Origin of the sequence: Lysobacter sp. M15 (assembly GCF_022662515.1) — a bacterium.
In the GTDB taxonomy this organism is placed as follows: domain Bacteria; phylum Pseudomonadota; class Gammaproteobacteria; order Xanthomonadales; family Xanthomonadaceae; genus JAKPBU01.
The window spans coordinates 204,879-220,180 of record NZ_JAKPBV010000002.1; the positions used below are offsets into that span (position 1 = coordinate 204,879).

A 15,302-nucleotide genomic window follows, 5' to 3' on the forward strand; every position below is an offset into this window, starting at 1 on the left:
GCGGCCCGTACCCGGCGGTAGGGTGTGAGGGCGTCGAGTCCGCTCGCGTGGGTCAATGCGCCCAGGGCTTGGCCATCGCCACCTTGACCGCGCGCACGCCGGGCTGGGTGCGCAGCACCGCGGGCAGGTCGGCGTCGACGCGGACGCCCTCGCTGCCGTTGAGATCGAGCCTGCCCTGCGCGCCGTCCACGACCAGCTGGTAAAGCAGCGGCGTCGAACCTGGGCGGTGGCGGGCCAGGATCTCCTCGATGCCTGCCAGCGCACCGGGCGTGCGCAGGTCCAGGCTCATCGACAGCCGTTGCGCAGAGGTCTCGCACAGCTTGTGGTATTCCCAGCAGCGGCGCGCGCGCAGCGCGAACCCGCCGCTGAATTCGTCCTCGCGCAGGCCGCCCTCGACCACCAGGATGCGGTCGCGGGTCAGCAGCGCGGCGTACTCCAGATAGGCTTCGGCGAAGAACGCGCATTCGATCCTTCCGAGCCCGTCCTCCAGCTGCACGAAAGCCTGGCTGTCGCCCTTCTTGCGCAGGCCCACCACCTGGCCTGCGATGACCGCGGTCATCTCCGGGCGCCAGCCGCTGCGCGCGTCCTGCGGCCGGCCCTGCCACAGGGTGTCGAGGTCGCCCAGGGTGTAGCCGACCAGGGCGCGCAGCTCTTCGCGATACGGGTCCAGCGGGTGGCCGCTGAGGTAATGCCCGAGGGTGTCGCGTTCGCCTTGCAGCTTCTGGGCCAGAGACCAGTCCGGCGCCTGTGGCAGTTCGATCCGCAGCGCAGGCGCGGATTCGGCGAAGCCGCCGAACAGCGACACTTGGCCTGCCTCGCGTTCGCGGGCGAGCTGGTCGGAGGCCTTGAGCACTTCCGGCAGCTGCAGCAGCAGCGACGGGCGGTTTGCACCGAGCGCGTCGAGCGCGCCGGCGTTGACCAGCGCCTCGAGCACGCGCTTGTTGAGCCGGCTCGAGTCGACCCGCTTGCAGAAGTCGAGCAGGTCCGCGTACGCGCCGCCGCGCGTGCGTTCCTCTGCGATGGCTTCGCACGCGCCGCGGCCCACGCCTTTGACCGCGCCAAGACCGTAGCGGATGGTGCGATCGTCCATCGCTTCGAACATGTAGGTGGACGAATTGACGTCCGGCGGCAGCACGGTGAGCCCGAGCGCACGCGTCTCGTCGAGGAAACCGACCACCTTGTCGGTATTGTCCATGTCGCTGGACAGCACCGCCGCCATGAACTCGGCCGGATGGTGCACCTTGAGCCACGCGGTCTGATAGGCGACCAACGCGTACGCGGCCGAATGCGACTTGTTGAAGCCGTACTCGGCGAACTTCTCCATCAGGTCGAAGATCTGCGTGGCACGGCGCGGGTCGACGCCGCGCTGCGCGGCGCCGGCCTCGAACTTGGCGCGCTCCTTGGCCATTTCCTCGGGCTTTTTCTTGCCCATCGCGCGCCGCAGCAGGTCCGCCTCGCCCAGCGAGTAGCCCGCCAGGACCTGGGCGATCTGCATCACCTGTTCCTGGTAGACGATCACGCCGTAGGTCGGCTTGAGCACCGGCTCGAGCGATTCGTGCGGATAGCTGACCTCGGTGTGGCCATGCTTGCGGTCGACCCATTCGCGGTCCATTCCGGAACCGAGCGGGCCGGGGCGGAACAGCGCCGCCAGGGCGATGATGTCCTCGAAGGTGTCGGGCCGCGCGCGCTTGAGCAGCTCGCGCATGCCGCGCGATTCGAACTGGAACACCGCCACGGTATCGCCGCGTGCGAACAGTTCGTAGGTCGCGTGGTCGTCCAAGGGGAGGGCGGTGATGTCGAGCGCGGCAGCATCTCCACGCCGCTGGTTGATGGCCTTCACCGCCCAGTCGATGATCGTGAGCGTGCGCAGGCCGAGGAAGTCGAACTTCACCAGGCCCACTGCTTCCACGTCGTCCTTGTCGAACTGGGTGACCGGGTTGCGGCCGCCGCCGTGGCCATCGTGTTCGGCGTACAGCGGGCAGAACTCGGACAGGGGACTGGGCGCGATCACCACGCCGCCGGCATGTTTGCCGGCGTTGCGGGTCAGGTCCTCGAGCTGCAAAGCCAGGTCGAGCAGGTCGCGGACGTCGTCCTCGTCGTTGTAGCGCGCGATCAGTTCGGGCGAGCGCCAGGCCTCATCGCGGCGGGATTTCTCGGTGCGTCCGAGCGCGTCTTCCAGGCCGATGCCCAGGGTCATCGGCACCAGCTTGGCGATGCTGTCGACGAAGCCGTAGGGATAGCCGAGCACGCGTCCCACGTCGCGCACCACCGCCTTCGCGGCCATGGTGCCGTAGGTGATGATCTGGCTGACCCGGTCGCGGCCGTACTTGGCGGCGACGTAGTCGATGACCTCGTCGCGCCGGTCCATGCAGAAGTCGATGTCGAAGTCGGGCATCGACACGCGTTCGGGATTGAGAAAGCGCTCGAACAGCAGGTCGTACGGCAATGGATCCAGGTCGGTGATGCCCAGCGCCCAGGCCACCAGCGAACCGGCGCCCGACCCACGGCCGGGGCCGACCGGGATGCCATGGTCCTTGGCCCAGTTGATGAAGTCCGCCACGATCAGGAAGTAGCCGGCGAACCCCATCCCCACGATCACGTCCAGCTCGCTCTGCAGCCGCTGTTCGTAGGGCGAGACGCCGTGCTCGGGCGGCGGCGGATGCTTCTCCAGCCGACGTGCCAGTCCGTCGCGGGCCTCGCTGCGGATCCAGCTTTCCAGGGTGTGGTCCGACGGCACCGGAAACGCCGGCAGGTAATAGGTGCCCAGGCTCAGCTCGAAGTTGCAGCGGCGCGCCAGTTCCACGGTGTTGTCGACGGCGTCCGGCACGTCGGCGAACAGCGCCGCCATCTCCTCCGGGGATTTCAGGAACTGTTCTGCGCTGTAGTCGCGCGGGCGGCGCGGATCGTCGAGCACCCGCCCCGAGGCGATGCACACGCGCGCCTCATGGGCTTCGAATCCGTCGGCATCCAGGAAGCGCACGTCGTTGCTGGCGATCACCGGGACGCCGCACGTCGCCGCGGCGGCGAGGGCGAAGGCGTTGAACGCGTCTTCGCCAGCCAGCCCGCAGCGGGTGAGTTCCAGGTGCAGGCGGTCGCCGAAGACCGACTGCCAGCCACGCACGACCTGTTCGGCCTGGTCGTGACGGCCTCCGGCGGCGAGCTGCCCGGCCAGACTGTGACGCCCCGCGATCGCGAACAGACCGCCGACCTCGTCCTGCAGCCATTGCGGCCGCAGCACCACGCCGTCGTGGCGCTGGCCTTCCATCCATGCGCGGCTGAGCAGGCGCGACAGTTCGAGATAGCCGGCGCGGTCGCGGCAGAGCAGGGTGAGGTCCCACAGCTTGCCGTCGCCGTCGGCTACGCACACGTCGGCCCCGGCGATCGGCTTGATCCCGGCCTTCTCCGCTTCCCGGTAGAACTTGACCAGGGCGAAGAGGTTGTTGCGGTCGGTCACCGCCACTGCCGGCTGCTGCAGGGCAGCGCAACGCGCAACGAGTTCCGGTATGCGGATCGTCGAATCGGCGAGCGAGTACTCGCTGTGCAAGTGGAGATGAACGAAGCGGGCGGGCATCGGCGGAGCCGCTGGATGAGTCCGCAGGTTAGGGCCGGCGACTGGCCCGGACAAGGCTTGACAGGCATGGGATCACGCAGGCGCCACGCGCCGGAAAAAAAGGGCCGCCGAGCTGGGCGGCCCTTGAATCGGCAGGCGTCGCTCAACGCTTGGCGGTCCCGCTGGCGTCGATTTCGAGATCCGTGGCATGCCTGGATTCGATGCGCGAGTACCGCTGATCGGCCAGCCGACTGGCCCCGGGGGCAGCGACTAGAAAAGCGCCGTCTGTCCGCACTCCCGCACCGGAGCGAAACTACGCCGGTGCTGGGGGCACGGCCCGTATGCGCGCAAGGCGGCGAAGTGCTCCGGGCAGCTGTAGCCCTTGTGGCGGTCGAAGCCGTATTGCGGGTAAAGCGCGTGCAGTTCGCGCATGCGCCTGTCACGCGTGACTTTGGCGAGGATCGACGCCGCCATGATCGCGCGTTCGCTGGCGTCCCCGCCAACGACCGTTTCGGCACGGCAGCCCAGGCCGCGCGGCAGCGCATTGCCGTCGATGCGCGTCAGGTCGCAGGCGTGCTGCACTGCTTCGATCGCGAGGCGCATGCCGAGCATCGTCGCGTGGTAGATGTTGAGGCGGTCGATGTCCTCGACTTCCACGGACACCACGTGCCAGGCCAGCGCGCGCTCGACGATGCGCGGATAGAGCGCTTCGCGGCGCTGCGGCGACAGGCGCTTGGAGTCGTCGAGCCCGTTCACTGGCGTGCGCACGGCGGGGAATACCACCGCTGCGACGACCACGGGCCCGGCCAGCGGCCCGCGCCCGGCTTCGTCGACGCCGGCGATGCGCAAGGGCGGTTGCGGCGGACCGGGGTCGGGGTGAAAGCTGCCGTCCATGGCCGGATTATGGCGCGTTCGCGGCCAACAGCTCCGTGACCGCCTCGGCAGCGCGCTCCGAAGCGTTACGACGTAGCGCCTCGTGAATCGCGCGGAACCGCGGTCGCAACGCGGCCACGGCTTCGGGCTGTTCGAACCAATGCAGCACCGCCGCTGCCAGCCGGTCTGGCGTGCAGTCGTCCTGCAGCAGTTCGGGCACCAGGGCTTCACCGGCCAGCACATTCGGCAGGCTGACGTACCGGGTCTTGAGCAGGCCGAAGGCGCGGACGATGCGATAGGTCGTCGGCGCGATCCGGTGGCCGACCACGATCGGCCGCTTGGCCAGCATCGCCTCGAGCGCGGCAGTGCCCGAGGCGAGCAGGACCACGTCGCTGGCGATCATTGCCTCGCGGGCGTGAGCATCGAGCAGCCGGACCCGGCGCGCGAGCGCTGGGTGGCGGGCCAGTTCGGCGCGGATCGCTTCGGCGCAGGCTGCATTCGCGGCGGGCACCAGCACCTGCAGGCCGGTGACGCGCTCGGCGACCCGGGATGCCGCCCGCAGGAAATCCGGCAGCATGCGCGCGATTTCGCCCAGCCGGCTGCCGGGCAGCAGCGCCAGCACCGGATCGTGAAAGGCGATGCCCAGCGCGGCGCGGGCCTGGCCGCGGTCGGGATCGAGCGGCATGGCATCGGCCAACGGATGGCCGACGAAGCGCGCGTCGACCCGATGCCGCGCGTAGATGTCCGGCTCCATCGGGAACAGGCACAGCACCCGGTCGGCGCTGCGTCCGATCTTCGCCGCGCGTCCCTCGCGCCAGGCCCAGACCGACGGGCTGACGTAATGCACCGTGCGCAGCTTGCGCGCCTTCAGCCAGCGCTCGACGCCGAGGTTGAAGTCCGGCGCGTCGATGCCGACGAATACATCCGGCTTCCATGCGAGCACGCGCTCGCGGAATTCCCGGCGCAGGCGCAGCAGACGCGGCAGGTGCGAGAGCACTTCGCTCAGCCCCATCACCGCCAGTTCCTGCGCGTCGTGCCAGGTCTCCATCCCCGCCGCGCGCATCGCCTCGCCACCGATGCCCGCGAACGATGCATCGGGGAATCGCCGGTGCAGCGCCTCGATCAGGCCGGCGCCGAGCTGGTCGCCCGAAGACTCGCCGGCGCACAGCGCGATCCTGGGGCCGCGTTCGGTGGTGGGGATGGGGGAATTGGGCACGTCGGTTGCTCTGGTCGTTACGGCCGTCCGGGCCGGATTCGCATGGCCCGAGTCCGGCCGCGAAGGCCACCGAACGGATCGTTCGCGGTTTTCATCTCAGCAACGGACGCTCGCCGGCTTCGATGAACGCGAGCATCGCCCGCACGTCGTCGCTGTCGCCGGCGATCTCGGCCAGCTGTGTCTTGGCTTCGTCAAGCTTGGCGCCGGACATGTACAGGGCGCGGTACGCGCGCTTGATCGCAGCCACGCGCGCTGCGTCGAAGCCGCGTCGCCGCAGGCCCTCGCTGTTGATCCCGCGCGGCCGGCCATAGCCCTCCTGCGCGACCATCACGAACGGAGGCACGTCGCCGTTGACGAACGCACCCATGCCGACGAAGGCGTGCGCACCGATGCGGCAGAACTGGTGCACCCCGGCGAACCCGCTCAGGATCACGTGATCGTCCACGCTCACGTGGCCGGCCAGGGTGGCATTGTTGGAGAACACGCAGTGGTTGCCGACGATGCAGTCGTGGGCGACGTGGGCGTAGGCCAGGATCCAGTTGTCGCTGCCGATCCGGGTCACACCGCCGCCCCCACCGGTGCCGCGATTGATGGTGACGAATTCGCGGATGACGTTGCGATCGCCGATCTCCAGCCGCGAGTCCTCGCCGGCGAACTTCTTGTCCTGTGGCTCGCCGCCGATCGCGGCGTGGCCGACGATCCGGTTGTCGCGTCCGATCCGCGTGGGCCCAAGCACGCTGCAATGCGGCCCGATACTGGTGCCTTCGCCAATCTCGACGCCCGCGCCGATCAGGCTGAAGGCGCCGATGCTTACGCTGGCGCCGATCCTGGCGGAGGGATCGACCGAGGCGCTCGGATGAATGCCAGGTGCGGTCACCGCCCGGTTATTCCCTGATTTCTGCGCACAGGATCTCGGCGCAGGCCACCTGTTCACCGTCCACGCGCGCAACCCCGGCGTACAGGGTCATGTTGCGGATCTCGCGCTTGATCGTCACTTCCAGCTCCAGCCGGTCGCCGGGCACCACCATGCGTGAAAACTTGGCTTCATCGACCTTGACCAGGTAGGACAGCGTGCCGTCGGAGGTGCCGTTGCGTGCGAGCTGGGTCAGTACCCCACCGGCCTGCGCCAGCGCCTCGATCACCAGCACGCCGGGCATCACCGGGCGACCGGGGAAATGGCCCTGGAAATACGCTTCATTGGCTGAAACGCTCTTGTGGCAGACCACGCGGCTGCCCGGCCCGAACTCGACCACGCGGTCGATCAGCAGGAAGGGATAACGGTGCGGCAACAGCTTGTGGATTCCGTTGACGTCGATCGGCAGATCGACGGCCTGCGGGGTCGGGGTCGGGCCCATCATGTCTCCTGGTTGCTTGCACCGCGGTCGCCGGTGCCGATGCGTCGCGCGAGCGCGTCGAGCTGCTTGAAGCGCGCCGCGCTCCTGCGCCAGCTGCGATTGTCCATCAGCGGTGTGCCGGAAGAATACTCTCCCGGCTCGCGGATCGAGTGGGTGACCAGGCTCATGGCCGTGATCACCACGCGGTCGCAGACCTCCAGATGGCCGAGTACCCCGGCGGCGCCGCCGATCAGGCAATAGCGGCCGATGCGCGCGCTGCCCGCGACGGCCGAGCAACCGGCCATGGCGGTATGCGCGCCGATGCGCACGTTGTGGCCGATCTGGATCTGGTTGTCCAGGCGCACGTCCTCCTCGAGCACCGTGTCGTCCAGGGCACCGCGATCGATCGTCGTATTGGCGCCGATCTCGCAGTCGTCGCCGACCACCACGCCGCCAAGCTGCGGCACCTTCAGCCAGCGTCCGCCTTCCATTGCCAGGCCGAAGCCGTCGGCGCCGAGCACCGCACCTGGATGCACCAGCACGCGTTCGCCGAGCCGCACCCTGGTCACCAAGGTGACGCGCGCGACCAGGCGGCTGCCTGCGCCGATCTCGCAGTCCTCCCCGATCACGCAGCCCGGACCGATCACCGCGCCCGCACCGACACGGCTGCGCGCGCCGATGCTCACGAACGGCCCAACCTGGGCGCCGGGATCGACCCACGCGCTGGAGTCGATCGCGGCGCTCGCGTGCACGCCAGCGTCGAAGGGGACGGTCGGTTCGAACAGCGCAGCGATGCGCGCGAAGGCTGCGTAGGGATCGTCGGCCAGCAACGCGGTGCCGGCGTAGCCGTCCGCGTCCGCAGGGCGCATGACCACCGCGCCTGCCTGCGACGCATCGAGCTGTGCGCGATAGCGCGGGTTGGCCAGGAACGCCAGCTGCTGCTGCTGCGCCTGGGCCAGCGTGGCGACACCGATGAGTCGGACGTCGCCGTCGCCCCGCAACTGCAGGGAGAAGCGCTCGGCCAGTTCCCGTGCGGCGTAGCTGGAAGGGGAGAACATCGGCAAATGTTACCGCGCCGCGGCCATCGCTCCCGCTGCGCCTGCTCCCGAGCCGCCGCAGCGACCTGGACCCTGGCGCGGATCAGCCCATCCGGACGGCGAATCGCCGGGCACGGCCGGGGATGCTCCTGCAAGACGGGTGGTTCCCAGGCGGCCGCCTGGAGCTGGCTCCTGCAGGCAACAACGAATGGCTTAAAACGCGCCGCCGAAGGTGAACTGCAGACGCTCGATCTCGTCGCCTTCCTGGATCAGATCGCCGTCGTCGTCGCGGATCGCATCCTGCTTGCGCAGCGGAAATGCGTAGCTGATCGAGATCGGGCCCACCGGCGCGCGCCATAGCAGGGCGATACCGGCCGATGCGCGCAGTTCGCCGGCATCGAAGCTGTCGGTATCGGCGAAGACGTTGCCGAAATCCAGGAACGCCGAAACCCGCGCCGATGGCGTGTCGAGCAGGGTCGGGAAGATGAGTTCCAGAGAACCTACGGTCTTGACCGAACCGCCGATCGGCTGCTCGAGCGGCTGGCCGGGCGAAATCGCGACCCGCGGACCCAGGGTGTTGTCGCGGAAGCCGCGCACCGAACGCACGCCGCCGGCGTAGAAGTTCTCGAAGAACGGCAGTCCATCGGCGGTGACCGTCTTCGTAAAGTCGGGCGACGTGGTATCGCAGGGGACGCTCGGATCCGGTCCGGGCACCCACACCGACGGCGTATCAGGATCGTTGTCCGTATCCTGGTAGGAACCATTGGTGAAGCAGATGTTGCGCGAAACCGAATCGCCGTAGCTGTCGCCGTAGCCCAGTTCGGCACGGGTGTTGAGCACCAATGCGCGGCTGAGCGGCCAGTACTTGGAGATTTCGTAGTTGAGTTTGAAGTACTCGACGGTGGAGCCCGGCAATGCGATCTCGGCCGAGACCCGCTGGTACATGCCGCGGGTCGGAGAAAAGTAGTCGTTGCGGGTGTCGCGCGCCCAGGCCAGTTCGCCGCGCCAGGCATGGAAGGTCCGCTGGTCGAGGGCGTCGATGTAGTCGATGATCACCTGCGGCGTGGAGCCGGCGAAGGCGAAGATCTGGTTGCTGTCCAGGCCCAGCGCCGCGGACACGGTGTCGAACTCCGTGATCGGCAGGCCCGCGACCACCTGACCCTGGCGGCTCGTGGACGAATACGAGACGGTGTTGAAGTCCGAGTTGTCGAACTCGCGCCAGGCCAGGTTGTAGCCCAGCGACATGCCGTTGTCGGTGAAGTAGGGGTTGAGGAAGGAGAACGAATACCGCTGCAGATAGCTGTTGCGGTTGGCCTCAACCGCGACCCGGTTGCCGCTGCCGAGGAAGTTGTTCTGCGAGAGCTGCACCGAGGTCGACACGCCGGTCAGCTGGGAGTAGCCCAGACCGAACACAAAGCTGCCCGATGTGGTTTCGGTGACGCTGACCACCAGGTCGACCTGGTCGCTCGTGCCCTGGACCGGTTCGGTCTGGACATCGACGCTGCCGCTTTCGAAAAAGCCGAGTTGCTGCAGGCGCACCTTGGAGCGATCGACCGCAGCCTGCGAGTACCAGCTGCCTTCGAACTGGCGCATCTCCCGGCGCAGGACCTCGTCCGACGTGCGGGTATTGCCCTTGAACACGATCCGCCGCACGTTGACGCGCGGACCGGGCTGGACCTGGAAGTTGATGCCGACGGTGCGCTTGTCGCGGTCGATGGTGGGCACCGGGTTCACCTGGGCGAAGGCGTAACCGATGTTCGCCAGGCTGTTGGTGATCGACTCGGACGTCAGCTCCAGCAGGCGGCGGGAGAAGATTTGCCCTTCCTTGACCAGCAGGCGGCGCTCGACTTCTTCCTTCGGCAGCACCGTATCGCCGCTGACCTGTACGTCCGCCACCGCGTACTGCTCACCTTCGGTGAGCCCCGCGGTGATGAACATGTCGCGCTTGTCGGGGCTGATCGCGACCTGGACGCTGTCCTCGCTGAAGTCGACGTAGCCACGGTCGAGGTAGTAGTTGCGCAGCTTCTCGCGATCGCCCTCGAGCTTTTCGCGCGAGTACTGGTCGTCGCGCCGGTACCAGCTGAGCCAGTTGCTGGTGCGCGATTCCCAGCTGTCCAGGATCTCTTCCTGCTCGAATTTCTCGTTGCCGATGAGGTTGATGTGCCGGATCTTCGCGGCCTTGCCCTCATCGACAGCGATGGTCACGTCGACGCGGTTGCGATCGAGCTGCGTCACCGTGGGCGTGATCTGGACGTTGTATTTGCCGCGGTTGTTGTACTGCCGGGTGAGCTCCTGGGTGACGCGATCCAGGCTCAGGCGGTCGAAGGTGTTGCCTTCGGCCAGGCCGATGTCGGCCAGCCCCTTGGTCAGGTCCTCGGTCTTGATGTCCTTGTTGCCGCTCAGGGTCAGCTTGTTGATCGCGGGACGCTCGACCACGGTGACGACCAGGATGTTGCCTTCGCGATCCAGTCGCACGTCTTCGAAGAAGCCGGTTTTGTACAGGGCGCGGATCGCCTCGGCTGCGCGACCCTGGTCGACGGTATCGCCACGCTCGATCGGGAGATAGGTGAACAGGGTGCCGGCGCCGATGCGCTGCAGTCCGTCGACCCGGATGTCGCTGACGGTGAAACCGGGATCCGGTGTCTGGGCGGTTTCGACCGGAGGTGTGATGCCGAAGGCGGCTTGCGGATCGGTGGCCGGCTGCTGGGCGCCAACCGGGCCGACGACCGCGGAGGCCAGGGCCAGGGCAAGCAGGTGGCGGCGGGGAGCGCGCGTCTTCGGGCTGGGCGTCATCAATACATTCCGGATGGGAGGCAGGCCGTGCGGCGGGAACCGGGCATGTGAATTCCGCCCAAAGCAGGGGCCGGCAAGGTTGCACAAACCGATTGCCGGCCCCGGAAACCGGTCCTGGAGGTACCAGACCGCTAACGGACGAAGTTGTTCACGATGTCGTTGTAGAACGCCAGGCCCATCAAACCGGCCAGGAGGGCAAGGCCGACATATTGCCCTGCGGCCATCGCACGTTCGCTTAACGGGCTGCCTTTGACCAATTCAATAAGGTAATACAACAGGTGACCCCCGTCCAAGAGCGGGATCGGCAGGAGGTTGAGGATGCCCAGGCTCAGGGACAGCAGCGCGAGCACCGTCAGGTACCACGCGGGTCCAAGCTGGGCGTAGGCATTGGCGGTGCGGGCGATCGTGACCGGTCCGCCCACCGTGTTCTGCACCGAGACCCGGCCACTGAACGCGCGGCCGATCATCGCGAACAGCTGCTTGGCCTGGTACTGGCCTTCGCGCAACGCAGCCGGCATCGCAGCGATCGGACCGTAGCGTTGGACCGCGTCTTTCGGCGGCAACTCGCTGCGTGGCACGGGTGCGATGCCCAGCCTCCAGTAGCGACCTCCGCTGCTGTTGGCAGCCCGCTCCGGCGCCAGCGACAGCGCGAAACGTTCGCCGTTGCGTTCGACTTCCACCATCGCCGGCTCGCCGCGCGCGCCGACGGCCTGAACCTGCGGGCCGATGTCGTCGAACCAGGCGATCGGCACGCCGTCGATGGCCAATACGCGGTCGCCGGCGCGCAGGATGCCCGTGGCGGGCGTGCCTGGCGACACCTCACCGATCACCGGCGGCAATAGCGCGTGACGCGGGGTCAGGCCGACGCCGTCGAGCAGCAGCCGCTCGTCCATGCCTTGCGGCAATTCCGATAGGCGCAGGTGACGGGTGTGCGGCTTGCCATCGGCGTCGCGAACCCGCAGCTCGACATCGCTGCGGTCCAGCGCCGCGGGCAGCAGTGCCATCTGCAGTTCGCCCCAGGTCGGGGTCGCGCGATCGCCCACCGCATCGACGGTGTCGCCGCGCGCAAGGCCAGCCTCGGCCGCGATGCCTTCGACGTTCCCGACCACCGGTGCGTAGTCGGGCCGGCCAACCACGAACATCGCCCATAGCAGGATGACGCAGAGCAGCAGGTTGGCCACCGGACCGGCCAGGACGATCGCGATCCGCTTCCACACCGACTTGCGGTTGAAGGCTCCATCGAGCTGGTCGGCGGGAACATCGCCTTCGCGCTCGTCGAGCATCTTCACGTAGCCCCCGAGCGGAATCGCCGCGACCACGTATTCGGTGCCGTCCCGGCCGAGGCGCTTCCACAGCGGGCGACCGAAGCCCACGGAGAACCGCAGCACGCGTACGCCGCAGCGGCGTGCAACCCAGTAATGGCCAAATTCATGGAAGGTGACCAGCACACCCAGGCTGACGATCAGCCACCACACCGATCCGAGGATTTCCGTCACCGATTGCTCCGAAACTGCGCTCTGCCGGGTATGGGCCCGCAAATGGGCCAATTCGCCGGACGATTATCCGCCATTCGGCTCATCCACGATGCGCCAGCCTGACTACCGCCTGGTCGGCGTCCCGCCGGGCCTGCGCGTCCGCTGCCAGCAGCCCATCGAGCGAGCCGTCGGTGTCGTCGACGCGGGCGAGGGCGGCTTCGACCACCTCGGCGATCGACAGGAAAGCGATCCGGCGCTGAAGAAACGCTGAAACCGCCACCTCGTTGGCCGCATTGAGCACGGCTGGCGCGCTGCCGCCGGCTTCCAGCGCCCCGAAGGCGAGGGCCAGGCAGGGAAAGGCGTCCAGATCCGGTTGTTCGAAGTCCAGTCTGCCGTGTACCGCGAGATCCAGCAGGGCGACGCCGGATGCGATGCGCCGCGGCCAGGCGAAACCGACCGCCAGGGCGGTGCGCATGTCCGGCAGGCCCAATTGCGCCAGGGTGGATCCGTCGATGAAATCCACCAGCGAATGCACCAGGCTCTGCGGATGCACCAGCACTTCGATGCGGCTGCGCGGCAGGCCGAACAGGTGGTGGGCCTCGATCACCTCCAGGCCCTTGTTCATCAGGGTGGCCGAATCGACCGAGATCTTCGGACCCATCGACCACTTCGGATGCGCGATCGCCTGCTCCGGGGTGACGTCCGCCAGCGAGGCGCGGCTGCGACCGCGGAACGGGCCGCCGGAGGCGGTCAGCACGATCCGGCGCAGGGCCTGGTCGTCGCGCTGCGCCGGCAGGCACTGGAAGATCGCATTGTGCTCGCTGTCGATCGGTATGACGGTCGCACCCGAGGACCGCGCGGCTTGCATCAGCAGGTCGCCCGCCAGCACCAGGGATTCCTTGTTCGCCAGCAGCAAGCGTTTGCCCGCGCGGGCCGCGGCGAGCGTCGAGGCCAGGCCCGTGGCGCCGACGATCGCCGCAACCACGGTGTCGCACCCATCGCCGCCGACAAGCACGTCCAACGCCTCGTCGCCGGCATGGGCCTGGGTGGAAAGACCGGCATCCCGGAGTCCGTCGCGCAGCCGTGGATACAGCTGGGAATCCGCAATCACGGCGTGCTCCGGGCGATGGCTCGCGCACAGCGCCACCAGTGCGTCCACCTGGCGGCCGGCCGCGAGCACGCTCGCGCGCAGGCGGGCCGGATGGCGCGCGATCACGTCCAGCGCGGACGTGCCGATCGAACCGGTCGCGCCGAGGACGGCGATGCGCTGCACCGGCGCTGGACTGGGTGTGGAAGGCACTTGAGGAGACATCGGCTTATGCGTGGACAGCGTCTGCGCGTGCGCGAGGCCGTTGCCGTATCCCGACGGTCAGAACCCGAGCCACAGCTTGCCCAGCGCGAACACAGGCAGTGCCGCCAGCACCGCATCGATGCGGTCGAGAATGCCGCCGTGGCCAGGCAGGATGTCGCCCGAGTCCTTCACCCCGATGTGGCGCTTGAGCAGGCTTTCGAACAGGTCGCCGACCACCGAAGCCAGGAAGGTGGCGAGCGTCACCGCAAGCACCAGGGGCAGCTGTTGTACGGTCGCCCCTGCATACCAGGCGAAGCCGGCGGCGACCGGCAACGCGCACAGCATTCCGCCGATCAGGCCTTCGACCGTCTTGTTGGGGCTGATCCGCGGGGAGAGCTTGTGCTTGCCGAACTTGCGCCCGGCGAAATAGGCGCCGGTGTCGCCGGCCCAGACGATCGCCAACGCGACCAGCAGCCAGCGGTGGCCATTCGGCTGGGATGCGTGCAGCAACGCCATCGCGCACCACGCCGGCACCACCGCCAGGGTGCCTGCGGCGAGCTTGAACACGCGCGCGTGGGTGTCGTGGTCGGATGCGAAGCGGTAGTGCTTCAACCACAGGCAGGCGAGCAGCCACCAGATTACGCCGATGACCACCGCCAGCTGGAACAGCACGAGCGTGCCGCCGCTGCTGGTGCGCGAACCCCAGGCCAGGGCCACCATCAGCAACAGGTTGGCCAGCAGCAGGATGGTGCGCGCCAGCGAGTCGTCGACATCGGCCAGCTTGAACCATTCCCACAGTCCGACCAGGAACAGCGCCGCGGAGATCGCCACCAGCCAGGGCGTCGGCAGCAGCAGGATGCCGGCGATCGCGAACGGCGTCATGGCCAGGGCGGTGAGCACGCGGGTCCGGGTCATGCGTCGGCCTTGTCCTGGTGGTGGGTCGAGGGGATGGGCTGCGCCAGGTCACGCACCTGGTCGCCGGTGAGGCCGAACCGGCGCTCACGCCCCGCGTAGTCGTCCAGCGCGCGCCGCAGTGTGGCGGCATCGAGGTCCGGCCACAATGTTTCGGTGAACCACAATTCGGTGTAGGCGAGCTGCCAGAGCAGGAAATTGCTGATGCGGTGATCGCCGCCGGTGCGGATGAACAGGTCGGGTGCGGGCAGGTCGGCCAGCGCCACGCGCGCGCCCACTGCCGCTTCGTCGATCTGGTCCGGGCGCAGCCGGCCGGCGGCGACGTCCTCGGCCAGAGTGCGCGCAGCGTGCGCGATGTCCTGGCGACCGCCGTAGCTCGCGGCAATGTTCAGTCCGAGCCTTGCATTGTCCCTGGTCTGCGCCTCGGCGGCGGCCATGCGCTCGCGGATCTGCGGGGTGAAGCGGGCGCGCTCGCCGATGAAGCGGATGCGCACGCCGCGGCGGTGCAGCTCGTCCACCTCCCGCTCCAGCGCGCCGATGAACAGCTTCATCAACCCGCCGATTTCTTCGTCCGGCCGGCCCCAGTTTTCGCTCGAGAACGCGAACAGGGTCAGCACCTCGATGCCTTGCTCCAGGCAGAAGTCGACGCAGACGTTGACTGCGCGCGCTCCGGCGCGGTGGCCGATGATCCGCGGCCGCCTGCGCTTCTGCGCCCAGCGGCCGTTGCCGTCCATGATCACGGCAAGGTGGCGGGGGACGGGATCCGGGATTGGGGATTCGGGATTGGTCAAGGCAAGGGCCTGCAGGCGTTGCTGTCTATG

11 protein-coding genes are annotated in these 15,302 nt (G+C 68.2%); all 11 read right to left on the minus strand.

What is annotated here, in order from left to right; all coding sequences use genetic code 11:
* Nucleotides 1-52: 52 nt before the first annotated feature.
* The 11 genes from dnaE to uppS all read right to left on the minus strand — a co-directional run bounded on the left by dnaE (nucleotide 53) and on the right by uppS (nucleotide 15,272).
* On the minus strand, nucleotides 53-3,571 hold the full coding sequence (gene dnaE, locus MC380_RS01745) for a DNA polymerase III subunit alpha (RefSeq protein ID WP_242162678.1): 3,519 nt from the start codon (nucleotides 3,569-3,571) through the stop codon (nucleotides 53-55).
* A 249-nt stretch (nucleotides 3,572-3,820) separates the two neighbouring features.
* Nucleotides 3,821-4,444 carry a ribonuclease HII gene (locus MC380_RS01750; protein WP_242104396.1) on the minus strand — a complete coding sequence of 208 codons (624 nt, stop codon included), beginning with the start codon at nucleotides 4,442-4,444 and terminating at the stop codon, nucleotides 3,821-3,823.
* Between the two features lie 7 nt (nucleotides 4,445-4,451).
* A complete protein-coding gene (gene lpxB / locus MC380_RS01755) occupies nucleotides 4,452-5,639 on the minus strand; it encodes a lipid-A-disaccharide synthase (RefSeq protein ID WP_242162681.1) in 1,188 nt (395 codons plus the stop codon).
* 91 nt (nucleotides 5,640-5,730) lie between these two features.
* Nucleotides 5,731-6,516 carry an acyl-ACP--UDP-N-acetylglucosamine O-acyltransferase gene (gene lpxA / locus MC380_RS01760; protein ID WP_242162683.1) on the minus strand — a complete coding sequence of 262 codons (786 nt, stop codon included), beginning with the start codon at nucleotides 6,514-6,516 and terminating at the stop codon, nucleotides 5,731-5,733.
* Nucleotides 6,517-6,523: 7 nt separating this feature from the next.
* Nucleotides 6,524-6,994: a 3-hydroxyacyl-ACP dehydratase FabZ gene (gene fabZ, locus MC380_RS01765; protein WP_242104393.1), complete on the minus strand. Its 471-nt coding sequence runs from the start codon at nucleotides 6,992-6,994 to the stop codon at nucleotides 6,524-6,526.
* Nucleotides 6,994-8,031 carry a UDP-3-O-(3-hydroxymyristoyl)glucosamine N-acyltransferase gene (gene lpxD, locus MC380_RS01770; protein ID WP_242104392.1) on the minus strand — a complete coding sequence of 346 codons (1,038 nt, stop codon included), beginning with the start codon at nucleotides 8,029-8,031 and terminating at the stop codon, nucleotides 6,994-6,996. Before lpxD ends, fabZ begins: the two co-directional genes overlap by 1 nt.
* Nucleotides 8,032-8,223: 192 nt before the next feature.
* Complete coding sequence (bamA, locus tag MC380_RS01775; RefSeq protein WP_242162685.1) at nucleotides 8,224-10,803, minus strand: outer membrane protein assembly factor BamA; 2,580 nt, start codon at nucleotides 10,801-10,803, stop codon at nucleotides 8,224-8,226.
* Nucleotides 10,804-10,934: 131 nt separating this feature from the next.
* Nucleotides 10,935-12,299 (minus strand): RIP metalloprotease RseP, encoded by a 1,365-nt coding sequence (gene rseP / locus MC380_RS01780; protein WP_242162687.1) that lies wholly within the window; start codon nucleotides 12,297-12,299, stop codon nucleotides 10,935-10,937.
* 79 nt (nucleotides 12,300-12,378) lie between these two features.
* Nucleotides 12,379-13,590, minus strand: coding sequence for a 1-deoxy-D-xylulose-5-phosphate reductoisomerase (locus tag MC380_RS01785; protein WP_242162688.1), 1,212 nt, complete (start codon nucleotides 13,588-13,590; stop codon nucleotides 12,379-12,381).
* A 57-nt stretch (nucleotides 13,591-13,647) separates the two neighbouring features.
* The gene (locus tag MC380_RS01790) at nucleotides 13,648-14,484 is read right to left on the minus strand and encodes a phosphatidate cytidylyltransferase (RefSeq protein WP_242162690.1); all 837 of its coding nucleotides are present in this window, start codon (nucleotides 14,482-14,484) and stop codon (nucleotides 13,648-13,650) included.
* Entirely contained in the window at nucleotides 14,481-15,272 is a 792-nt protein-coding gene (uppS, locus tag MC380_RS01795; RefSeq protein WP_277929527.1) for a polyprenyl diphosphate synthase, read from the minus strand. The genes MC380_RS01790 and uppS overlap by 4 nt, the downstream gene beginning before the upstream one ends.
* Nucleotides 15,273-15,302 lie beyond the last annotated feature (30 nt).

What these genes read in the sequence shown, in the direction of transcription:
- dnaE (WP_242162678.1), bottom strand. Translation starts at nt 3,571, where the DNA reads ATGCCCGCCCGCTTCGTTCATCTCCACTTGCACAGCGAGTACTCGCTC.
- MC380_RS01750 (WP_242104396.1), bottom strand. Translation starts at nt 4,444, where the DNA reads ATGGACGGCAGCTTTCACCCCGACCCCGGTCCGCCGCAACCGCCCTTG.
- fabZ (WP_242104393.1), bottom strand. Translation starts at nt 6,994, where the DNA reads ATGGGCCCGACCCCGACCCCGCAGGCCGTCGATCTGCCGATCGACGTC.
- lpxD (WP_242104392.1), bottom strand. Translation starts at nt 8,031, where the DNA reads ATGTTCTCCCCTTCCAGCTACGCCGCACGGGAACTGGCCGAGCGCTTC.
- bamA (WP_242162685.1), bottom strand. Translation starts at nt 10,803, where the DNA reads ATGACGCCCAGCCCGAAGACGCGCGCTCCCCGCCGCCACCTGCTTGCC.
- MC380_RS01785 (WP_242162688.1), bottom strand. Translation starts at nt 13,590, where the DNA reads ATGTCTCCTCAAGTGCCTTCCACACCCAGTCCAGCGCCGGTGCAGCGC.
- MC380_RS01790 (WP_242162690.1), bottom strand. Translation starts at nt 14,484, where the DNA reads ATGACCCGGACCCGCGTGCTCACCGCCCTGGCCATGACGCCGTTCGCG.